This window comes from Nocardia sp. NPDC051929 (assembly GCF_044548645.1).
In the GTDB taxonomy this organism is placed as follows: Bacteria; Actinomycetota; Actinomycetes; order Mycobacteriales; family Mycobacteriaceae; genus Nocardia; species Nocardia sichangensis.
The window spans coordinates 1-21425 of sequence record NZ_JBIUCG010000004.1 but is presented as its reverse complement, the minus strand read 5'-3'; the positions used below and the strand labels follow the sequence as shown (position 1 = coordinate 21425).

The window sequence follows — 21425 nt, the reverse complement described above, 5'->3', positions numbered from 1 at the left end:
GGCTTTCGTTCAGTGCTCGTCTCGGCCCATGAGACGGTCGGTCTCGCGACGCTCGCGCTTGGTGGGCCGCCCTGCGCCGCGGTCACGGCGGGGCATGCTCGCCAGGATTTCGCGCGGGGGAGGAGGCGGACTGCGATCGATCAAGCACTGCGCGGCGATCGGAGCGCCGACGCGCTTGGTGACGATCCGCTCCACGATGACAATGCGTTCGATACCGCCCGCGCGGACGCGGACCTCGTCACCGGGACGCACGGGCTGTGCGGGCTTGACTGTCGCGCCGTTCACCCGGACGTGCCCGCCACGACATGCCTCCGCAGCGGCGGATCTGGTCTTGAACAGACGCACCGCCCAGGTCCACGAATCAACGCGGGCCTGGGTGGCGATGTTCTGGATGCCGGATTCGGCGCGGGCCACTCGTTAGACGATACGGCGTGCGGTGACCACCATGTCGGGGCGCAGCGGCGTGTAGGACACCGGCGTACCCGTCTGCACCGCGTTCAGGAGCTTGTTGTCGCCCGCGTAGATGCCGACGTGACCGCCGCCGTTGGTGATGACGATGTCACCCGGCTTCAGCTCGTTGTAAGCGACCGGAGCGCCGACGTGCGACTGCTCGAAGCTGGTGCGGGGAAGCTCGATGCCCGCCTGACGGAATGCCCACTGGACGAGACCGGAGCAGTCGAAGGAGCGGGGACCCGCCGCGCCCCAGGAGTACTGGGCGCCGACCTTGGTCCTGGCGGCGTCGAGGGCGATGTCACCCGGGGAGTTGCTCTGCTGCTGGCCGAACAGGCCCGGCAGCATGGGCGCGAAATTGGGAGCCTGAGGAGCGACCTCTTGCGGCGCCTGGGCAGGGGCGGCGGGAACGGCCGCGAGCGCCTGCTGGATCTGCTGATTGAGCTGCTGGACCGGCTGTTCCCATTCCTGCGGAACATCGAAATTGCCGACACCGGGAACGTTGATGGTCGCGGCCATGGCCGGAATCGCGGGCATGGCGCCGGTCGCGGCCACCGCACCCATGACAATCGCACCCTTGACGGAATTCGGAACCCGAGAATCCCGTTGCAAGCTGTGTTTACCCACCGAGCTACGTCTCCGATCTTGCTGCTCTCCCGCCGACCGGGTTAGCTGACGGGCTCGGGCCGGGAGAGCGGCCCTACCTCGCGACCGAAATCGGCCTCGAGGATTCACCCCAGACGAACCTGTGGGTCCCCGGTACGACAGCCGAGACCGGTTGGCCCCGACAGCCGTTAAGGCGGTAACTAGTGGCGCCGTTTCTCTTACGAAGCGACTGGTTCCACTAAGTCACGAAGAGATTACGGCGCCGACGCGATGTTGTCCACCCCACAGAGCTGCGTCTTTTCCATCACGACCGGAGCCCGCTTGGATCGGCGGAAAATGGCCGCCCAAGCGAAGGTCACGGACTGATCTCGCCGGGCGGCGCGAGGTCACCGAAGGACATCGCCGGCCCGTCCGACCACTCGGGTTCAGGGGCGCGTTCCGTGCACCGCGCGCTCGAGTTCGTCGATCCTGCGGCGCGCCTCGGCCAGCTCGACCTCGAGCTTGCCGAGCGCCATGACCAGCGGGCCGACCGCGAGATCGGCGACCAGCTGTGGATCGTCGTAGCCCCGCTCGATCGCGACGAGGATGTTGGACCGGATGCGCTGGGCCACCGTGGCGCCCGCCGGCACGTTCCAAGACCCGACTACCTCGGCGAGGCCGGCGAGAGGTGGTTCGTCGGACATGCCCCTCCGTTCCCGCGCTGCCGTGCCGCGCGACCGTTCTGGCGAACCGCAACCAGCCTAGAGAGCCGGCGGCGAGAGCAATAGTGCAATACGAAACGCTAAGGCTTTCTAGAACACGCCATAGATGTGCCCAGATTATCCGGACGAAACGCGCTACGGTGTCGGGGCATGGACCCCGTGCGGAATCCGTATGCCCCTGGGGCGGGACAGCGCCCGCCCGAATTGGCCGGGCGCGACAAGCAACTCACGGCTTTCGACATCGTGCTCGAACGCGTCGCGCGCGGCAGGCCGGAACGCAGCGTCATGCTCACCGGCTTGCGCGGCGTCGGAAAGACGGTGTTGCTCAACCAGCTTCGCTCGGCCGCCATCTCGCGCGGCTGGGGCACCGGCAAGATCGAGGCGCGCCCGGACCAGGAATTGCGCCGCCCGCTGTCCTCGGCGCTGCACATGGCGGCGCGTGCGATCGCGACGGCGCACCGCAATCCGGAACGGGTGGACGACTTCCTCGGCATCCTCAAGGCTTTCGCGCTGCGGTCCACCGCGGACAAGGGCATGCGGGAACGCTGGCAGCCCGGCATCGACGTGCCCGCGGTGAGCGGCCGGGCCGATTCCGGCGACATCGAGATCGATCTGGTGGAGCTGCTGGTCGAGGCGGCGGCGCTGGCCGGTGACATCGGCGTCGGCATCGCGATCTTCATCGACGAGATGCAGGATCTGGGGCCCGCCGACATCTCCGCGATCTGCGGCGCGTGCCACGAACTGAGCCAGGACGCCGCACCGCTGATCGTGGTGGGCGCGGGCCTGCCGCACCTGCCCGCGGTGCTGTCCGCCTCGAAGAGCTACTCGGAACGACTATTCAGCTATCACCGCATCGACCGCCTGGATCGGGAGTCCGCCGACCAAGCGCTGATCGCGCCCGCCCAGCGCGAGGATGTGAAGTTCACCGACGAGGCATTGGACTCGTTGTACAGCAAGGCCGATGGTTACCCGTATTTCGTGCAGGCGTACGGCAAGGCCGCATGGGATCAGGCGCCGGAGAGCCCGATCACGGCCGAGGATGTGGAGGTGGCCTCGCCCGCCGCCGAGGAAGAGTTGGCGGTCGGATTCTTCGGTTCCCGTTATGAGCGGGCTACCCCCGCTGAGCGGGAATACATGCGCGCCATGGCCGACCTGTCCGGCGACGACGGGCCGGTGGCGACCGCGGCGGTGGCCAACGAACTCGGCCGCAAACCGGCTTCCCTCTCGCCCGCCCGGGACGGCCTGATCAAGAAAGGCCTCATCTACTCCGCCGAGCGCGGCACCATCGGATTCACGGTGCCGCACTTCGGCCGCTATCTGCGCTCGGTGTGAGCGCCCGCCGGCCACGCGCGCAGCGATTGATTGCCAACTATTCGCCCGTCTTTCAAGATCAATAGATATTCGTAGATTTATCTCGACCAGCAGGCCTACCGATGAGTAACAAACCCTCCTACACTCGGATGTGATCCTGATCACGTCCGAGGGAGGACATCATGGCGACAGCCGCGAAAGTCGACGCCACCGAAGAACAGGCCCGCGCACTGGTCGAGGAATCCCGCGAAACGAGCTGGGCCAAGCCGTCCTTCGCCAAGGAAATGTTCCTGGGGCGGTTCCGGCTCGACCTGATCCACCCGTATCCGGAGCCCGGCCCCGAGGACGCCGAGCGAACCGAGGCGTTCCTGTCCCGGCTGCGGACGCTGTGCGAGTCCATCGACGGATCGGTGATCGAAGCGGAGAGCCGGATCCCGGACGAATACGTCAAGGGCCTGGCCGAACTCGGTTGCTTCGGCCTGAAGATCCCACAATCGTTCGGCGGCCAGGGACTTTCCCAGTTCGGCTATAACCGAGCGTTGATGCTGGTCGGCTCGGCGCACCCGAGCCTCGGCGTGCTGCTGTCCGCACATCAGTCGATCGGGGTGCCCGAACCGCTGAAACTGGCGGGCACCGACGAGCAGAAGGCCGAGTTCCTGCCCCGCTGCGCGGCCGGGGCGGTCAGCGCGTTCCTGCTCACCGAGCCCGATGTCGGCTCCGATCCGGCCAGGATGGCCAGTACCGCGACGCCGACCGAGGACGGCGAGGCCTACCTGCTCAACGGCGTGAAGCTGTGGACGACCAACGGCGTGGTCGCCGAGTTGCTGGTGGTGATGGCACGCGTGCCCAAGAGCGAGGGGCACCGCGGTGGCATCTCGGCGTTCGTGGTCGAAGCCGACTCACCGGGCATCACCGTCGAGCGGCGCAACTCGTTCATGGGCTTGCGCGGCATCGAGAACGGCCTGACCCGGATGCACGACGTCCGGGTGCCCAAGCGCAACCTGATCGGCCGGGAGGGCGACGGCCTCAAGATCGCGCTCACCACCCTGAACGCGGGCAGGCTCGCCATCCCCGCGTTGTGCACCGCCGCCGCCAAGTGGTCGCTGAAGATCGCGCGGGAGTGGAGCACCCAGCGGGTGCAGTGGGGCAGGCCGGTCGGCGAGCACGCGGCCGTCGGTCAGAAGATCGCGTTCATCGCGGCGACGACGTTCGCGCTGGAAGCGGCGCTCGATCTGTCGGCCACCATGTCCGACGAGGGCCGCAACGACATCCGGATCGAAGCGGCGCTGGCCAAGCTGTGGGCCAGTGAGATGAGCTGCCGGATCGCCGACGAACTCGTGCAGATCCGCGGCGGCCGCGGCTACGAGACGGCGGCCTCGCTCGCCGCGCGGGGCGAGCGGGCCGTCCCCGCCGAGCAGCTGGTGCGCGATCTGCGGATCAACCGCATCTTCGAAGGCTCCAGCGAGATCATGCGGTTGCTGATCGCCAGGGAGATGGCCGACGCGCACATGGCGGCCGCCGGCGCGCTGGTCGACCGCAAAGCAGAGTTCAAGGACAAGGCGAAGGCCGCGGTCGGCGCGACGGGTTTCTACGCCAAGTGGTTCCCGCAGCTCGCGGTCGGCGCGGGGACGGTACCCGCGGCGTACACCGAATTCGGCGTGCTGGCCCGGCATTTGCGCTTCGTCGAGCGCAGTGCGCGCAAGCAGGCCAGGTCCCTGATGTACGCGATGGGCCGGTGGCAGGCGGGCCTGGAGTACCGGCAGAACTTCCTCGGCCGGATCGTCGACATCGGCGCCGAGCTGTTCGCGATGTCGGCGGCCTGCGTGCGAGCCCACGCGTTGCGCGCCGCCGACGCGCCGGAGGGCAAGGCGGCCGAAGAACTGGCGGACACCTTCTGCAGGCAGTCGCGGCTGCGCGTGCGCGAGTTGTTCGACGCGCTGTGGGACAACACCGACGACGACGACCGCACCCTGACCCGCGGCGTGCTCGACGGCCGCTACGAATGGCTGGAGGGCGGCGTGCTCGACCCGAGCGAGGGGACCGGCCCGTGGATCGCGGAGTGGCAGATGGGCCCGTCCACCGAGGAGAACCTCCTGCATCCATTCCTGCCGTCCACGCGTTCCCGCGCGGAAGCCTGAGCGGTAGCGGACCCGCCGCACGCCCACCCGAGCGTGCGGCGGGCGGTCGCTCGCGAACTATTCGCCAATATCGGAATTCTCCTAGAGAACCGCAGATATTTCTCGCGAGCGTGCCGCACATAGCGATCAGGGCAATCTAAAGCTATCTAGTTCTCCAACTACTATTTCGTAGATTTTTCTGTGCGAGCGAAGCCAGCTGCTCGATCGACCGGCAGCGTCGGTTGGACAACGTGTACGTAACGGCAGGTGTAGGGGGTTAACGGGGCGGAAATCCAGTGCGACATCTGGGCAAGAGGCGCCGAACATGCGCCGCGCCCACAGGAGGGTGCCATGTCCACGACCATCGCCCGCCGCGCCGTAGATCACGACGGCCACCACGTCACAGTGTCGGCCGAAGACGGCGTTCCCCTCGCGGTCCGCGTCTTCGGCGGCGACGACGCCCTCGCGACCGTCGTCTTCGTGCACGGCCACTGCCTGCGCACCGAATCCTGGATCTACCTGCGCGAGCACCTCCTGCGGCAGTGGGGAGACGACACCAGGATGGTGTTCTACGATCACCGCGGCCACGGCGAATCCGGGGTGGCGCATCCGTCGACCTACACCATCGAACAGCTCGGGCACGACCTGGACACCGTGTTGCGGACGGTCGCGCCGACCGGTCCGGTGATCCTGGTCGGCCACTCGATGGGCGCGATGGTCGTGCTCGCCTACGCCCGGCTCTACCCGCAGGCCATCGGCACGCGGATCGCAGGCGTCGGGTTGCTCGCGGCCGCTGCCGCCGGGATCACCGAGGTGGGGCTGGCGCGCCTGTTGAACCGGCGGGCGGTGAACTCGCTGCAAGCCGCCGTCACGCACGCCCCGAAGGTGATGCAGGCGTCCAGGCACCTGACCCGCCGCCTGTTCACGCCGATCCTGCGCGAGGCCGAATTCGGCACCAGGAAGGTGAACCCGCGGATCGCCGCGCTGGCCACGGCCATGCTGAACGACACGCCGCTGCTGACCATGGCCGGATTCCTGCACTCGCTGATCACCTTCGACGAGACGGCGACTCTGCACCGGCTCGGCGCGATTCCCACGCTGGTGCTGGCGGGCTCGGCGGACCTCATCTTCCCGTTCGCGCACTCGGTGGCACTGGCCTCCCAGCTGGCCAGTTCCGAACTGGTCCGGCTCGAAGGCGCCGGGCACAGCGTGCTGCTCGAGCGGGCCGAAGAAGTCGCGCTGTCCATCGCCGGACTCGCCGAACGCGCGTTCGCCGCGGCGCCGTCGGGCGCCGGGTACGCCGCAGCGGGCTGAGCTCGGCAAGCGGGCGGCAACCATCGGATTTCGACCGCACGCGAGCCAGGATCGGATTCTTTCGGTACTGTGTTGTAGATCACGTTGTGTGGTGGGTCACACGACTCGGTACAGCGCGGCCCAAGGCGAACGGGCAACCGCGCGTCACGGCACCGAGTTCGCATGTCCGCCAGGGAATCCAGGAGGTATCGATGACTCGCAGCGAATTCGCGGAACTACGCTACGCGGTCGGCCAACTCCGGCAATCCATCGGCGTACTCCGCACCCAGTACGGCGACGCCAGCACGGTGCGGCGGTTGGAGAACGACCTCGAGCGCCTCGCCATCGACGCCGACGAACTCGAGCAGTCACCGCCGCCGGAGGTGCGGCGGACCGCCCAAGACGTCATCTACGTGCCGGACAGCAAGTCCGACGAGGCCGCTTGGATGGGCGCACAGGACGAGGGGCTCGGCTTCCACTCCCGTCCGCGGACGAAGTAGTTCCGGGGTGGGCGGCGCGCGCCGCCCATCGCGGTACTCCCTGCCCGATGCCTGCCGTGGCGGCCGCACCCGTGCCACCGGGCTGCGCGCGGTCCCGGCGGCCTGGCGCACGGCGCCGCCGTGATCGCACAGCGCGCGATGGACGTCTGAGCCGTATCGGTCCTCCGCACGACACAGTTCGTGCAGCGACCCGCCATGGTGCGCAAGCCGCTCACCCCCGCCGGACACCGAGCGCGATGAAGATGTTCACCTTGCCCGGCGCGACGATCGAGTCGTTCTTCTCGCACCAGCGCCGAGACCGCCACCCGTGTCGGTTCCCGCACCGAGCGTTCGGTCACCGCGGCGGGCACACCATCGAGACCGACATCCGGCGAGGCCGCGCGGCGCGTGCCGCTGCCTGCACAGGCGCTCCAGTCGCACCCTCCCGTTGCCGGGTGCATCCGAGCAGGTCAACAGGTTGATTCCGGTCGGATATGGCCGACGATCGATGTCTTCACCCTGCGGTTGAAGAGACAATTACGGCATTCCGTTTTTGCCTGCTCGAATCTTGTTTCGCGGAAGGTGACTTCGAAAAGTCCGGTTGGCCCGGAACCCGCGTAGACAAGCATGAGGCGTGCCTGATGTGGCGCAAATCATACGGTTGACGGCGGGGCATGTTTGTCGAGACCCCGTTCGATCAATAGCGCACGTGTCGTATGGTGCTCAGCATCACATTCGATTGCGGAGGTAACGATGACCACCCGCACACAAGATCAGCGAGGCATCCGCCTGTGAGTGCCGCACCGACCGCCGCCCCCGAAGCGGGCACCGGCGTATTCAGCAGAACAAGGGCCCGAATCTCGGATCGCACGTTGCGCACCGACCGATGGTGGATCCCCCCACTCGTCACGGTGCTCGGGCTAGCCGCGTTCGTCATCTACGCGACGATCAGATCGTATGTGCGCACGGCATATTGGGTCCCGGACTATCACTATCTGACCCCGTTCTATTCACCGTGCCTGAGCACTTCCTGCGTCGAGGGCTCCAGCCATTTCGGCACCCCTTTCGGCGATCTGCCCGCGATCCTGCCGCTGGGCTTCGTGGTGCTGCCCTTCCTGCTCGGTTTCCGCCTGACCTGCTACTACTACCGCAAGGCCTACTACCGGGCGGTGTGGTTCTCCCCGCCCGCCTGCGCCGTGGCCGAGCCGCACGCCAAGTACACCGGTGAGACCAGGCTGCCGCTGATCGTCCAGAACGCGCATCGCTACTTCTTCTATGTGGCCCTGGTGGTTTCGGTGATCAACACCTACGACGCCATCGTCGCCTTCCACGGCAAGACCGGTGGCTTCGGTTTCGGCCTCGGCAATATCGTGCTGCTGGTCAACGTGATCCTGCTGTGGGCCTACACGCTGTCGTGCCACTCGTGCAGGCACATCGCGGGTGGACGGCTCAAGAACTTCTCCGCGCATCCGGTGCGCTACTGGTTCTGGACTCAGGTCTCCAAGCTGAACACCCGGCACATGGCGCTGGCCTGGACCACTCTCGGCACGCTCGTGCTGACCGACTTCTACGTCATGTTGGTTGCCAGCCAAACGATTTCGGACCTGCGGTTCATCGACTGACCGCCTCATCGAGGAGTTTCTCTGCATGGCAGAAGTGGAACGGCACAAGTACGACGTCGTCGTGATCGGAGCGGGCGGCGCCGGATTGCGGGCGGTCATCGAAGCCAGGGAGCACGGCCTGTCCGTCGCGGTGGTGTGCAAGTCGCTGTTCGGCAAAGCGCACACCGTGATGGCCGAAGGCGGCTGCGCGGCGTCGATGGGCAACGCGAACGAGAAGGACAATTGGCAGGTTCATTTCCGGGACACGATGCGCGGCGGCAAGTTCCTGAACAACTGGCGCATGGCCGAATTGCATGCTCAGGAAGCGCCCGATCGAGTGTGGGAACTGGAGACCTACGGGGCGCTGTTCGACCGGACGGCGGACGGCCGCATCAGTCAGCGCAATTTCGGCGGCCACACCTACCCGCGGCTCGCGCATGTCGGCGACCGGACCGGCCTCGAGATCATCCGCACCATGCAGCAGAAGATCGTGTCGCTGCAACAGGAGGATTTCGCCGAGACCGGTGACTACGAGAAGCGCATCAAAGTCTTCGCCGAATGCACCATCACCGAATTGCTCAAGGACGGTGACCGCATCTCCGGCGCGTTCGGTTACTGGCGCGAATCCGGCCGCTTCATCCTGTTCGAGACCCCCGCGGTGGTCCTGGCGACCGGCGGCATCGGCAAGTCGTACAAGGTGACCTCGAACTCCTGGGAGTACACCGGCGACGGGCACGCGCTGGCGCTGCGCGCGGGCGCGACGCTGATCAACATGGAGTTCCTGCAGTTCCACCCCACCGGCATGGTCTGGCCGCCCAGCGTGAAGGGCATCCTGGTCACCGAGGGCGTACGCGGCGACGGCGGGGTGCTGAAGAACACCGAGGACAAGCGGTTCATGTTCGACTACATTCCGCCGGTCTTCAAGGGGCAGTACGCCGAGACCGAGGAAGAGGCCGACCAGTGGCTGCGCGACAACGACTCCGCTCGCCGCACACCGGACCTGCTGCCGCGTGACGAGGTCGCCCGCGCCATCAACGAAGAGGTCAAGGCCGGGCGCGGCACCGAGCACGGCGGCGTCTACCTCGACATCGCTTCCCGGATGCCTGCCGAGGAGATCGTGCGACGACTGCCTTCGATGCACCATCAGTTCAAAGAGCTGGCGGACGTCGACATCACGAAGGAACCGATGGAGGTCGGGCCCACCTGTCACTACGTGATGGGCGGAGTCGAGGTCGATCCGGACACCGGCGCGGCCACGGTGCCCGGTCTGTTCGCCGCGGGTGAGTGTTCCGGCGGCATGCACGGGTCCAACCGCCTCGGCGGGAACTCGCTGTCCGACCTGCTGGTGTTCGGCCGCCGGGCCGGGCTCGGGGCCGCGGCCTATGTGGAACAGCTCGGCGAGCGGCCCGCAGTCGCGGACGACGATGTCACGAACGCCGCGAAGGCCGCCGTGGCGCCGTTCGATCCGCCCGCCGACGGCAAAGGCGAGAACCCCTACACCTTGCACACCGATTTGCAGCAGACGATGAACGACCTGGTCGGCATCATCCGCAAGGAACACGAGGTGCGCGAGGCGATCGACAAACTCGCCGAGTTGCGTGCCCGGTTCCGCCAGGTGACCGTCGAGGGCCACCGCCAGTTCAACCCCGGCTGGCATCTCGCGCTCGACCTGCAAAACATGCTGCTGGTCAGCGAATGCGTGGCGCACGCGGCGCTGCTGCGGACCGAGAGCCGCGGCGGGCACACCCGGGACGACCACCCGTCGATGGACCCCGACTGGCGGAACAAACTGCTGGTCTGCGCGGTGGATCCGGGCACGGCCTGCGACCCGATCCCCGGCGTCACCGTGACGCGCAAGGATCAGATCCCGATGCGATCGGACCTGCTCGCCCTCTTCGATCTCGGCGAGCTCGAGAAGTACTACACCCCGGATGAACTCGCCGGGCACCCGGCCGCGGCCGGGCAATCGACGGAGCGAGAGGCGTAACGATGGGTTACGACGCCAAATTCCGCGTATGGCGCGGCGATCTCGACGGCGGAGAACTGCAGGATTTCACCGTGCTGGTGAACGAGGGCGAGGTCGTACTCGACATCATCCACCGGCTACAGGCCACCCAGGCGCCCGATTTGGCCGTGCGCTGGAACTGCAAGGCGGGCAAGTGCGGTTCCTGTTCGGCCGAAGTGAACGGGCGGCCGCGCCTGCTGTGCATGACCCGGATGTCCACCTTCACCCAGGACGAAGTGATCACGGTGACGCCGATGCGCACCTTCCCCGTGATCAAGGACCTCGTGACGGACGTGTCGTTCAATTACGAAAAGGCGCGGGAGATACCGTCTTTCACGCCACCCGCCGATCTCAAACCGGGCGAGTACCGGATGAAGCAGGTCGACGTCGAACGTTCGCAGGAATTCCGCAAGTGCATCGAGTGCTTCCTGTGCCAGAACACCTGTCACGTGGTGCGTGACCACGAAGAGAACAAGAAAGCGTTCGCCGGACCGCGTTATTTGATGCGGATCAGTGAATTGGAGATGCACCCGCTGGATGCGGGCGACCGCACCGAACTCGCCCAGGACGAGCAAGGGCTCGGTCTGTGCAACATCACCAAATGCTGTACCGAGGTCTGCCCCGAGCACATCAAGATCACCGACAACGCGTTGATCCCGATGAAGGAACGGGTGGCCGACCGCAAGTACGACCCGCTGGTCTGGCTGGGCAACAAGCTGTTCCGCCGATAGACGCCGGACAACCGGCCGGGGCGATCCCCGGCCGGTCGGCGCACCCTTACAACATGGCCACGACGCCGAGGGCCACGACCCACACCAGCATGCCGACGAGCAGCGCCGACAACAGCGAGCTGGTGAGGACGAAGACTCCGACCGCCGACACCGCGAACAACAGCGCGACGATCAGCCATTCCACCCAATCGTCCGGCCGCAATTTCCGGTACCGGGGATGGGAACTCTTGAGCCCTCGGTCCACAGATGATGGGCTACCCGTATTCGGCCTCGATAAACGTCTTTTCGTTGCCGAAAATGTGTCATTCCGTGATCTTCGAAGGCGGCCGTGCCTTATCGCGGCCGGTCGAACTCTCCGTCCTGCACACCGGCGGTGAAGGCGGCCCACTCCGCGGGCGTGAAGATCAGCACCGGCCCCTCGGGATCGTTCCCGTTGCGCATTCCCACGTGTCCGTCGGCGAGCAGCGCCACTTCGACGCTGTCGTTGCCCGCCCCTTCCCCGGCCCTCCGCCACGTGGCGCCGGACAGGTCGATGTTCGTGTTGCCTTGAATGCTCACGAGACGGACTCCTTCGCTATCTGCCGTGGGAGACGTGTGTACGGACCGAGAACCCAGCACCACCGCTGGGCGCACGCACGCGCGCCCGATAGTACCGCCGCCGACCGGCGCTGTCGGGCGAACAACCGACGAAGAACGGCCCGGTACTCCGACCGACCACGTGATTCGCCGCCTGCGCTCAGCGGCGGCGTGGCGCGGGCTCCGCCCACGCACGAATGGCCGCGACGACCACCCGGCCGGACGGGCGAAACCTGTTCCGTGGCGGCACTATCCAAGACCGAATCGCGCCGACCGACGCCGTCGGGGACGGCAACGCGATCGTCGACCCTGTGCGGCAGACCGAGACGTTGAGCCGGAACAACTCCGCGAACAGGCGCGTGTCGTTTTCCGGCAGGTCCGGCGCGATCAGGAAGGTCCATCGATTCGAGCGCGGGTGCGCCAGGATCGGGCCCAGCCGCACGCTCTTGCTCTGCATGTGCGCCTTGACCGCCTGACCCAGGCTGCTCGGCATGGTCAACGCCCACACCGACCCTGCGCGCATCACGATCCGGCCGAGCTCGGGCGGATCCACAACGGCGGGCAGATCGCATTCCCGCCGGTAGAACAGGCATCTGGATCGTGGCGTATCCCCGAGTGGCCTCTGCTCCACTGACAACCCCCTGCAGTTGTGTGGTTCGACGATGAGTGCGCGCCATACGGAACCCCTCCGGCTACCGCTCGCGTACCGATGAGAATGCGGCGATGGCCGAGTGTGGCGCGACTACCTATAGTTTTGCTTTTCTCCGGCCGGAACCGACTGATAAAGAATGGGCAAAACTGCGGAAAAGTGAACGCGCCGAGGGGCCGCTGTGAACTCAGTGCCAGGTGTGATCGGTCAGCGGGGTGCGCGGGCCGAACTTCGGCTTGTAGAAGTGGCCGCTGATTTCCAGCAGGCGGATCGCTCGATAACGGTGCGGGCGCAGCGGCTCCAGGTATTCGACCATCGCATCGTCATCCATGGGACGGCCGAGCAGAGTCCAGCCGACCGCGGCGGACAGGTGGTAATCGCCGACCGACAGCGCGTCCGCGTCGCCGAAAGCCCGCTGCGCGATCTCCGCTGCCGTCCACACCCCGATACCGGGGACACCGCACAACCTTCGTGCCGCCTCGACCGGATCGACCCGGGCCGCGCGCTCCAGCGATTCGGCGATCCGAGCCGCGCGCACGATGGTCTGCGCGCGTTGCGGTCCGACATTGGCCCGGTGGTACACCCAGGAAGGAATTCGCCGCCAAGTGTCCGCGTCCGGCGGCAGCCGCATTCCCTCTGGTGCGGGGCCGGGCGCCGGTTCGCCGTACTGCCGCACCAGTTTCCGCCACGACGCCCGCGCGGAGACGGTGTGCACCTTTTGCTCCAGCACCGACGGCACAAGGGCTTCGAAGACCAAGCCCGTGCGCAGCATGCGCAGCCCGGGAAAACGGCGATGGGCATCGACGAGTTTCGGATGGGCCGGGAGGAACGCCGAGACATCCTCGTCCAGGCAGAGCATGTGCTCGAGACCCGCGAGGAATTCCGCCGCGCCCGGCCCCCAGGCGCGGGCCCGCACAGTGCGCGGATCGGACTGGGCGAGGCGGTAGGTGACCGGCCCGGTCGGCAGACGGGAGGCGTGCCAGTGCGCGCCGTCGCCGGTCACCCGATGGCACGGATCGCCGGTGCCGCGACCGAGGGGAGCGAGCGTGCACGCCAGGTCGATCGGCCGATCCGTGGTCACGGTCCGGCTGGCTCCCGGCTCGACCGTCATGCTGCGCACCCGAGACATTCTGCCCGGTGCGGCGCGCGGCGCCGCGTCCCCCTCCACCGGGACACGCGGATTATTATCTGAGCCACACCTAAAGCCATTCATACCGATCGCACATGATTATGGTTTCGCAATCAGATGTAACGGCATGAGATTCACGGCGATATTGTTTTCGTTCGGCAAATATCTGGCAGTAGCAATGACGGAGGTTCTTCGATGATCACCAATCTGCTCAACTGGCTGCTCAACGCCTGGGGTGGAGTTTCCGCGGGCAGCTCGGGCTACCAGATTCCGCCGGGCACCCTGCCGTTCGGCAGCTGAACCGCGCGGCGCCCGCCCTGCCTGTCCGGCGGGCGCCCCAAAAGGTCACTCGCCCAGTAGGAATTGCGCGATATGCCGCGCCCGGCGCCCAGCGAGGGACGCGGCCTGAGTGCGGCAGGAAAAGCCATCGGCGAGGAGGATCGCGTCGTCTCCCGCGGCGCGCAGCGCGGGGAGCATGCCGCTCTCGGCCACCGCGACCGAAATGTCGTAATGGCCCGACTGCATTCCGAAATTTCCCGCCAGACCGCAGCACCCGGTGATTTCCGTCACCGTCACGCCCATACTGGCTAATAAATGGCGATCGGCATCGAATCCGAGAATCGCGTGCTGGTGACAATGCGGTTGAACCACCACCGATCGGCCGGTGCGCTGCGGGGGGCGCCAGGAGGGCTGATCGGCGAGGAATTCGGCCAAGGTGCGCACCGCGGCGGCGGTCGGGGCGGATCTGGGATCGTCCGGCAACAATTCCGTGAGGTCCGCGCGCAGAACCGCGGTGCAGGACGGTTCCAGTCCCACGACCACTCCACCCGCCTCCACATGCTCCTGCAACGCGGTCAACGTGGCCCGCAACCGCGCGCGAGCGCCGTCGAGCTGACCGGTGCTGATCCAGGTGAGTCCGCAGCAGACGCGTTGCTCGGGGATGCGAACGCGGTAGCCCAAGGTGGCAAGCAGCCGCGCCGCGGCCAAGGCGATCTCCGGGTCGAACGCGTCGGTGAAGGTATCGATCCACAGCATCACCTCGCCGGAGACACCGCTTTCGGCCCGCACCTCGGGCGCGTAGGCGGACTCGGCCAGGCGCGCGCCTTCGTCCAGATCGCGCCAGATGCGGCGGAACGTACGCGCGGCCAAGCGCGGCACCTCACGACGCGGGTCGATGCCTGCCGCCCGCAGCCCGGCTCGACGCAGCGCGGTCCGGCCCGCCAGCGCGTTGACGACCCGAGGCATCCGGCTCGCGGCGGACAGCCATCGAGGCAACCAGCCCAGCGAATAGTGATCGATCGGCCGGAGCCGGTGGCGGTAGCGGCGATACAGCGTCTCCGACTTGTAGGTGGCCATGTCCACGCCCGCCGGGCAGTCCGACCGGCATGCCCGGCAGGACAGGCACAGATCGAGCGACTCGGCGACGGCCTCCGACGACCAGGGCAGCGCGCCGCGCACCACCTCTTGCAGCACCCTCGCCCGCCCGCGTGTGCTGTCCTTCTCGTCCCGGGTCGCCTGGTAAGACGGGCACATGAAACCACCGTCGGCCCGGCATTTGCCGACGCCGACGCAGCGGTGCACCGCGACGCTCATATCGCCGTCGTCTTCTCCGAGCGGGTAACCGTTCGATGTGCCGACCTCACCGAGTCCGGCCAGCCGCAGGTCGGCATCGATCGGACGCGGCGCGACGAGCACGCCCGGATTCAAGATGTCGCCGGGGTCGAACAAGGCCTTGTACCCGGCGAAGACATCGAGCACCGCGGGGGAGTACATCGCCGAGAGCAACTCGGAGCGAGCCCGGCCGTCGCCGTGCTCGCCGGACAGCGAACCGCCGTGCCGGACGACCAGCTCCGCCGCGTCGAACAGGAAGGCGCGGAAGCGCCGCGGCGCGTCGGCGATCGGAAGATCGAGGCGGACGTGGATGCAGCCGTCGCCGATGTGCCCGTAGAGCAGCCCGTCGACACCGTGCTCGCGCGTCAGCGCGGCGAAATCGCGGAGGTAGGAGCCGAGCCGTTCCGGTGGGACGGCCGCGTCCTCCCAGCCCGGCCAGGCCGGCCGCCCGTCCGGCGTGCGACCGGCCAGCCCCGCGCCGTCGGCCCTGATCCGCCACAGCTGCGCGGCGGTACCGGGATCGGTGACGATCCTGCTGTCCATCGCGCCCGCCGTCCGGCACAGTCGCTGTGCGACGGCCAGCGCGTCGGCCTGCGTCGCGCCCGCGGTCTCCACGAACAGCCAACCGCCACCGCGCGGCAGGTAGGGCACCGTTCCCCGATGCGCCCGGACCACGTCGACCAGCCGCGCGTCGATGCCCTCCACCGCGATCGGCGCGCAGGCCAGCACGGCGGCGACATCGTCGGCCGCCGTGGCGATGTCCGGGTAGCCGAGCACCGTGAGCACGGTGGCCGCGGGCAGCTCGACCAGCTCGACGGTCGCGTCCAGCAGCAGACCGCAGGTGCCCTCGCTGCCGACGAACGCCTTCGCCGCCGACGCGCCGCGCTCGGGCAGCAGATGTTCCAAACCGTATCCGGACGCCTGGCGGTCGAAACGCCCGAGATCGGTGCGCAACACCGCGAGATTTGCCCGGCTGAATTCCGCGAGACCCGGCACCGTGGACAGGTCGGCGGCCAGTATGCGTTCGGTGCGGGTGCCGTCCAGAATGCGCAGTTCGCGCACCGTGTCGGAGGTGCGGCCCCACGCGACGGCACGCGGTCCGCACGCGTTGTTGCCGATCATGCCGCCGAGCGTGCAGCGATTCTGTGTCGAAGGGTCCGGTCCGAAGCGCAGGCCGTGCGGACGGGCCGCGCGCTGCAGCTCCGACAGCACCACGCCCGGCTGCACGGTAGCCACGCGCGCGGCCGCATCGATCGCCACGATCCGGTTCATATGCTTGCTGAAATCGAGCACCAGACCGGGACCGATCGCGTTGCCCGCCACCGACGTCCCCGCGCCACGCGCGGTCACCGGCAGCCCCTCGGCTCGGGCGAAGTCCAAGGTGACCGCGACGTCCTCGTCGGTCCGCGGAAAGACGACCGCCGCCGGGAGAACCCGATAGTTCGACGCGTCCGAGGAGTACTCCGCCCGCCGCCGCTCGGAGGCGTCGACCTCACCCGCGATCCTGGCGCGCAGCGCCGCCATACGGTTCACTGTGTTGATTTTTCCAGCGCCTGCGGCGCTGGGTGTTCACGGGCTGTGTTATTTGGCCACGCCTTCGGCGCGGCGTGTTCGCGGCCCTCTTGTGGCTCGCGTTTGCGCGACCGCCGCTTGCTCCTTCGTCGCCTACGCGGCGGCCGCGCAAACGCGAGCCGGGCCGCGAACGGAACAGGCTCGGTCTCGCTTCGCCGTGAAGTAGGGGGTGGGGGGGGCGGGGCGCGGGGGGGGTGGCGCCCCGGTGGGGGGGGGCTTTGCCGCCCCGCCCGGCGCCCCCCCCCCCCCCCCGCGGCCCCCCCCAACCCCCGCCCCGGGCCGCGAACGGAACAGGCTCGGTCTCGCTTCGCTCGAAAGACATGGCTGAGGTGCGCTGAGCGCGTCGGGCTTGTGAGTCGCGGACCCGGTGCGCGCGGAGTGAGGGCGGCCATTGTCAGGCTCGTCGGCAGTAGTGGCTCGTCGAGGACGTGATGGCCCTCTGGACCGCCCGCGATGGCGGCGAGGTATTCGCAACAAGATCACTCGTATCAGGCCGGTTCGAGGAAGAGCCATTTGGTCGTAGTCGCCGGCTCGCCGCGTCGATGCCTGGACCGCAGCCTCGAGGAACCGGTGTCTCCATGTTCACGGTCGCGGTATACGCCAATGACGACTGCTGCGCTTGTGGTGCGCGCGATGCGCTAGTTACGCGAATGTCGATCAGCCGTCTTGGTTCGGGTTGCGCTCGTTTCGCCGTGGGCGGAAACACCGCCTGCCCGGAATCGACTTGAACTCAACCATTGTTGAGGTCTTAGTGTCGGTGGCCAGGTCTTGGATGGGGCGGGGAGCGAGAGGGAGAGCAACGTGAGCATCGAATCCGTGGCGTGGAGCCAGATGTACCGGCGGGCGAACGCGCCGCAGGAACAGCGCCCGTTCCGCCGAGCCACCGCAGGGCGCATCGTTCGGTTCGCCGCGCCGCACCGGCGGCGGATCGGCGCGTTCCTGCTGTTCAGCGTGATATCGGCGGTACTCGCCGTGGCCACGCCGGTGCTGGCTGGCCGGGTCGTCGACCACATAGTCGGCGGCGCTGCGCCGCGGGTGGTGGTCGTCCTCGCGGTGGTGATCGGCGTGCTCGCGGTGTTCGATGCCGGACTCGGGGTGGCGACCCGGTGGATGTCGGCGCGAATCGGGGAAGGGCTCATCCTCGACCTGCGCACCGCCGTGTTCGACCACGTGCAGAAGATGCCCGTCGCCTTCTTCACCCGAACCAGGACCGGCGCGCTGGTCAGCCGCTTGAACAACGACGTCATCGGCGCCCAGCGCGCGTTCAGCGACACCCTGTCCGGCGTGGTGGCCAATCTGGTGACCCTCGCGTTGACCCTCGGGGTGATGATCAGCATCTCGTGGCAGATCACGTTGCTGGCGCTGGTGTTGCTTCCGGTATTCGTGCTGCCTGCGCGCCGGATGGGCAATCGCCTAGCCGATTTGCAGCGGGAAGCGGCCCGGCTGAACGCGGCGATGAGCACCCAGATGACCGAGCGGTTCTCCGCGCCGGGCGCGACGCTGGTCAAGCTGTTCGGCCGTCCGGAACAGGAGTCCGACGAGTTCGCGCTGCGGGCCCGCCGGGTGCGGAACATCGGCGTGCGCACCGCGATGCTGCAAACGGTCTTCGTCACCTCGCTCACGCTGGTGTCCGCGCTGGCGATCGCCTTGGTGTACGGGCTCGGCGGCTGGTACGCGCTGCGCGGGCAATTGGACGCGGGCGCGGTGGTGTCGCTGTCGCTGCTGCTGACCAGGCTCTACACGCCGCTCACCGCGCTGGCCAGCGCCCGGATGGAGATCATGGCCGCGCTGGTGAGCTTCGAGCGCGTCTTCGAAGTACTCGACCTGAAGCCGCTGATCGAGGACGCGCCGGATGCGAAAACGGTGCCGGCGGGCCCGGTCGCGGTGGAGCTGGACGCGGTGCGCTTCGGCTACCCGTCGGCCGACAAGGTGTCCCTGGCCTCGCTGGAGGACGTGGCGAATCTGGACACCCGCGGCGGGGTGGAGGTGCTGCACGACGTGTCGCTGCGCGCTGAGCCCGGTCAGCTGATCGCGCTGGTCGGCTCGTCGGGCGCGGGCAAGTCGACCATCGCGCAGCTGGTCTCCCGCCTCTACGACGTAGACGCGGGCGCGGTGCGGTTGAACGGCGTGGACGTGCGCGAGCTGACCACCGGATCGATCCGCGACACGGTCGGGCTCGTCACCCAGGACGGACACCTGTTCCACGACACCATTCGCGCCAATCTGCTGCTCGCGCGGCCGGAGGCCACCGAGGACGAACTCTGGGACGCACTCCAGCGCGCCCGGCTGCGCGACTTGGTCGCGTCGCTACCGGACGGGCTGGAGACCGTGGTCGGCGAGCGCGGCTACCGGCTCTCCGGCGGTGAACGCCAGCGCCTGACCATCGCGCGCCTGCTGCTCAAGCAGCCGCGCGTGGTGATCCTGGACGAGGCGACCGCTTCGCTGGACTCGACCTCGGAAGCCGCCGTGCAGGAGGCGCTGTCCGAAGCGCTGGAGGGCCGGACCGCGCTGGTGATCGCACACCGGCTGTCCACCATCCGCGCCGCCGACCAGATCCTGGTTCTGGAAGACGGCCGGATCGTGGAACGCGGCACGCACCCCGAGCTGCTGAACGCCGATGGCCGCTACGCGGAGCTGTACCGCACGCAGTTCGCCGAGGAACCCGTCACGGCCGCGGCGTGATCCGTCATCCGGTCAGCTCGCCGTCTGGTCCGCGGTACAGGTCGTGTCGGCGTCCGGCAGGGTTCCCGCGCCGAAGTAGGTGTTGATCGCGTTGTTCACGCAACTGCTCAGCTCCGGCCGGAACGTCATGTGGATACGGACGTCTTGCAAAGTGACCATCCGCGACTGCGACAGATACTGGTGCAGCCGGACGCCGTGCGCATAGGGAGTGCGCGGATCTCCCGTCGCCTGCACGATGAGGGCGGGCACCGCGTTCCGGACCACGGTCGCGGGTTCGACCGGTCGAGGCCAGAAGGCGCACGGCTGAATGTTGCCCGCCAGCGCGCCGAACACCGGTTGCGTGGCCCGGCTCTCCTCGATATTGCGCCAGTACCAGAGGGGATCGATGGGCGCGCTGACATCGCCGCATGCGACCTCCGCCAGGACGGAGTTCTCGTTGTCCCGCAGCGCCGCCACGATGGCGCGCAACCGCGGCGTCTGCGAGGTCGTGGGCGGACCGCCCGCGGCGTCGGCGAGTTCGCGCACCGTCGCGGCCAGCGGTTCGTTCAGCCGGAAGTTCCACAGCAAGGCGTGCAGGATGAACGGCAACCAATGGTCGTCGATCGCGAATCCGTCGATGACGATCGGCTGGCGGTGGACGATGCGAACCAGCTCCTCGATCTTCGCGCGCACTTGCTGCGGTGTCGCGCCGAGCCGGAACTCTTCGTCGTGGGCGGCGGCCCACACCGTCCAATCGTCCAGCGCGACCTCGTCGGCGGGTCCCCAATCCTGTACCAAGCCCGTCCAATACCGATCCGGGTCGATCGCGCTGTCGAGCACGACCCGATCGCTGCGCTCGGGGAACATCTGGGTGAACACCGCCCCGAGATACGTGCCGTAGGACAAGCCGTAGAAATTGATCTTTTCCTCGCCCAGGGCCGCCCGGACGACGTCCATGTCCCGCGCCGTATTGCGAGTAGTGAACTGCCGCACCAACTCCGGATCACGAACGACGCAGCTCACGGCCATGCCTGCGGACTGAACGGTGTCGTGCGCGAAACCCAGCGGATCCAGGCCCGCCGACCGGATCATCTCGCCGACCGGCCACCCACATCGCGGACTCGAGGTCGATTCGCCGACTCCGCGTGGGTCCATTCCGATCAGGTCGTAACTCGCCAGCACGTCGGGCGACAGCACGTCACCGAGCAGATCCACACTGTCCAGGCCCGGGCCGCCGGGACCGCCCGGATTCGACACCAGGATGCCCCGCCGCCGCGCCGGATCGCTCGCCTTCACCCGGGATATCGCCAAGGTGATCGTGCGACCGTCGGGACGCCCGTAGTCGAGCGGCACGAGGACATTCGCGCACTCACCACCGGCTTTGTCCAAGTTCTCGACCCCGCACGGCTTCCACTCGAGCGTCTGGCGGTAGAAGCGGTCCGCGCCGCTCGGGTGCGAGTCGGCCACCGGCTCGGCCCGGCCGTACGCGGGCGCGGCCAGCAGTGCGGACACCGCCACTATCGACATCGAACGCCAGAACGGATTCGTGGACAACGAAATTCGCCTCTCGACCGGAGCAAGCACGTAGGTGGATGCGGAAGAACCGTATCGGATCGGTGCTCGCGACGGTGGCAACGGCTTCCCCCGCGCGGCGAGCTCCGATCGAGGCCGTCCGCGGAAGGGGAGCACGCTCGGGCGAACCGGCGAAGCCCGGCTCGAACGAATCGAGCCGGGCTTCGCTGATCGGTCTCATGCCCTGCGGTCTCGGTAGGTCCGGAACGCATCCGGCGTGGATGTCGTCCGAGCGCTACCGAGGACTTGCGGTCAGAATTCGCCCTTGACGCCGAGAACGGTGCGCCCCCGGTGGCTGCCGTTGCGGATGGAGTGCAGCACCCGCTCCACATCGGTGATCGGAGCGTAGTTCTCCAGGGTC

At 67.8% G+C, this 21425-nt stretch carries 17 protein-coding genes and 1 riboswitch; of the genes, 8 read left to right on the top strand and 9 right to left on the bottom strand.

The window, feature by feature from the left end:
• Nucleotides 1–9: 9 nt before the first annotated feature.
• The 3 genes from ACIHAX_RS06125 to ACIHAX_RS06115 form a co-directional block, all read right to left on the bottom strand.
• Entirely contained in the window at nt 10–414 is a 405-nt protein-coding gene (locus ACIHAX_RS06125) for an RNA-binding S4 domain-containing protein (protein ID WP_355071094.1), read from the bottom strand.
• A gap of 3 nt (nt 415–417) precedes the next feature.
• Complete coding sequence (locus ACIHAX_RS06120) at nt 418–1014, bottom strand: NlpC/P60 family protein (protein ID WP_355071092.1); 597 nt, start codon at nt 1012–1014, stop codon at nt 418–420.
• A gap of 78 nt (nt 1015–1092) precedes the next feature.
• Nucleotides 1093–1262: riboswitch (cyclic di-AMP (ydaO/yuaA leader) on the bottom strand.
• 219 nt (nt 1263–1481) lie between these two features.
• Nucleotides 1482–1739, bottom strand: coding sequence for a hypothetical protein (locus tag ACIHAX_RS06115; protein ID WP_355071090.1), 258 nt, complete (start codon nt 1737–1739; stop codon nt 1482–1484).
• Nucleotides 1740–1907: 168 nt separating this feature from the next.
• Here ACIHAX_RS06115 and ACIHAX_RS06110 point away from each other — a divergent pair, with 168 nt between their 5' ends.
• From ACIHAX_RS06110 to ACIHAX_RS06080, 7 genes are all read left to right on the top strand, one after another.
• Nucleotides 1908–3089 carry an ATP-binding protein gene (locus ACIHAX_RS06110; RefSeq protein ID WP_355071089.1) on the top strand — a complete coding sequence of 394 codons (1182 nt, stop codon included), beginning with the start codon at nt 1908–1910 and terminating at the stop codon, nt 3087–3089.
• Between the two features lie 161 nt (nt 3090–3250).
• A complete protein-coding gene (locus tag ACIHAX_RS06105) occupies nt 3251–5206 on the top strand; it encodes an acyl-CoA dehydrogenase family protein (protein WP_364424853.1) in 1956 nt (651 codons plus the stop codon).
• A 330-nt stretch (nt 5207–5536) separates the two neighbouring features.
• Nucleotides 5537–6499 carry an alpha/beta fold hydrolase gene (locus ACIHAX_RS06100; protein ID WP_397276066.1) on the top strand — a complete coding sequence of 321 codons (963 nt, stop codon included), beginning with the start codon at nt 5537–5539 and terminating at the stop codon, nt 6497–6499.
• A 191-nt stretch (nt 6500–6690) separates the two neighbouring features.
• Nucleotides 6691–6978 carry a hypothetical protein gene (locus tag ACIHAX_RS06095; RefSeq protein WP_355071084.1) on the top strand — a complete coding sequence of 96 codons (288 nt, stop codon included), beginning with the start codon at nt 6691–6693 and terminating at the stop codon, nt 6976–6978.
• Between the two features lie 770 nt (nt 6979–7748).
• A complete protein-coding gene (locus ACIHAX_RS06090; RefSeq protein WP_355071083.1) occupies nt 7749–8579 on the top strand; it encodes a hypothetical protein in 831 nt (276 codons plus the stop codon).
• A gap of 25 nt (nt 8580–8604) precedes the next feature.
• On the top strand, nt 8605–10545 hold the full coding sequence (locus tag ACIHAX_RS06085; RefSeq protein ID WP_364424855.1) for a fumarate reductase/succinate dehydrogenase flavoprotein subunit: 1941 nt from the start codon (nt 8605–8607) through the stop codon (nt 10543–10545).
• Between the two features lie 2 nt (nt 10546–10547).
• Nucleotides 10548–11294 (top strand): succinate dehydrogenase/fumarate reductase iron-sulfur subunit, encoded by a 747-nt coding sequence (locus ACIHAX_RS06080; protein WP_355071079.1) that lies wholly within the window; start codon nt 10548–10550, stop codon nt 11292–11294.
• A 46-nt stretch (nt 11295–11340) separates the two neighbouring features.
• Here the strand turns inward: ACIHAX_RS06080 and ACIHAX_RS06075 are convergent, their stop codons facing one another.
• The 5 genes from ACIHAX_RS06075 to ACIHAX_RS06055 all read right to left on the bottom strand — a co-directional run bounded on the left by ACIHAX_RS06075 (nt 11341) and on the right by ACIHAX_RS06055 (nt 16783).
• Nucleotides 11341–11538, bottom strand: coding sequence for a hypothetical protein (locus ACIHAX_RS06075; RefSeq protein WP_355071078.1), 198 nt, complete (start codon nt 11536–11538; stop codon nt 11341–11343).
• Nucleotides 11539–11627: 89 nt separating this feature from the next.
• Nucleotides 11628–11852: a DUF397 domain-containing protein gene (locus ACIHAX_RS06070; RefSeq protein ID WP_355071076.1), complete on the bottom strand. Its 225-nt coding sequence runs from the start codon at nt 11850–11852 to the stop codon at nt 11628–11630.
• Between the two features lie 178 nt (nt 11853–12030).
• The gene (locus tag ACIHAX_RS06065) at nt 12031–12501 is read right to left on the bottom strand and encodes a DNA-directed RNA polymerase subunit beta (protein WP_364424856.1); all 471 of its coding nucleotides are present in this window, start codon (nt 12499–12501) and stop codon (nt 12031–12033) included.
• 205 nt (nt 12502–12706) lie between these two features.
• A complete protein-coding gene (locus tag ACIHAX_RS06060; protein ID WP_397276347.1) occupies nt 12707–13630 on the bottom strand; it encodes a DNA-3-methyladenine glycosylase family protein in 924 nt (307 codons plus the stop codon).
• 363 nt (nt 13631–13993) lie between these two features.
• On the bottom strand, nt 13994–16783 hold the full coding sequence (locus ACIHAX_RS06055) for an FAD-binding and (Fe-S)-binding domain-containing protein (protein WP_397276345.1): 2790 nt from the start codon (nt 16781–16783) through the stop codon (nt 13994–13996).
• An 849-nt stretch (nt 16784–17632) separates the two neighbouring features.
• Between ACIHAX_RS06055 and ACIHAX_RS06050 the strand changes: the two genes are divergently transcribed.
• Complete coding sequence (locus ACIHAX_RS06050) at nt 17633–19513, top strand: ABC transporter ATP-binding protein (protein WP_397076888.1); 1881 nt, start codon at nt 17633–17635, stop codon at nt 19511–19513.
• Nucleotides 19514–19525: 12 nt separating this feature from the next.
• Here ACIHAX_RS06050 and ACIHAX_RS06045 read toward each other — a convergent pair whose 3' ends face one another.
• Nucleotides 19526–21046 carry an alpha/beta hydrolase gene (locus tag ACIHAX_RS06045; RefSeq protein WP_397276063.1) on the bottom strand — a complete coding sequence of 507 codons (1521 nt, stop codon included), beginning with the start codon at nt 21044–21046 and terminating at the stop codon, nt 19526–19528.
• Nucleotides 21047–21425 lie beyond the last annotated feature (379 nt).

What these genes read in the sequence shown, in the direction of transcription:
- ACIHAX_RS06120 (WP_355071092.1), bottom strand. Translation starts at nt 1,014, where the DNA reads ATGGGTGCGGTGGCCGCGACCGGCGCCATGCCCGCGATTCCGGCCATG.
- ACIHAX_RS06115 (WP_355071090.1), bottom strand. Translation starts at nt 1,739, where the DNA reads ATGTCCGACGAACCACCTCTCGCCGGCCTCGCCGAGGTAGTCGGGTCT.
- ACIHAX_RS06110 (WP_355071089.1), top strand. Translation starts at nt 1,908, where the DNA reads ATGGACCCCGTGCGGAATCCGTATGCCCCTGGGGCGGGACAGCGCCCG.
- ACIHAX_RS06105 (WP_364424853.1), top strand. Translation starts at nt 3,251, where the DNA reads ATGGCGACAGCCGCGAAAGTCGACGCCACCGAAGAACAGGCCCGCGCA.
- ACIHAX_RS06100 (WP_397276066.1), top strand. Translation starts at nt 5,537, where the DNA reads ATGTCCACGACCATCGCCCGCCGCGCCGTAGATCACGACGGCCACCAC.
- ACIHAX_RS06095 (WP_355071084.1), top strand. Translation starts at nt 6,691, where the DNA reads ATGACTCGCAGCGAATTCGCGGAACTACGCTACGCGGTCGGCCAACTC.
- ACIHAX_RS06085 (WP_364424855.1), top strand. Translation starts at nt 8,605, where the DNA reads ATGGCAGAAGTGGAACGGCACAAGTACGACGTCGTCGTGATCGGAGCG.
- ACIHAX_RS06080 (WP_355071079.1), top strand. Translation starts at nt 10,548, where the DNA reads ATGGGTTACGACGCCAAATTCCGCGTATGGCGCGGCGATCTCGACGGC.
- ACIHAX_RS06060 (WP_397276347.1), bottom strand. Translation starts at nt 13,630, where the DNA reads ATGACGGTCGAGCCGGGAGCCAGCCGGACCGTGACCACGGATCGGCCG.
- ACIHAX_RS06055 (WP_397276345.1), bottom strand. Translation starts at nt 16,783, where the DNA reads ATGGCGGCGCTGCGCGCCAGGATCGCGGGTGAGGTCGACGCCTCCGAG.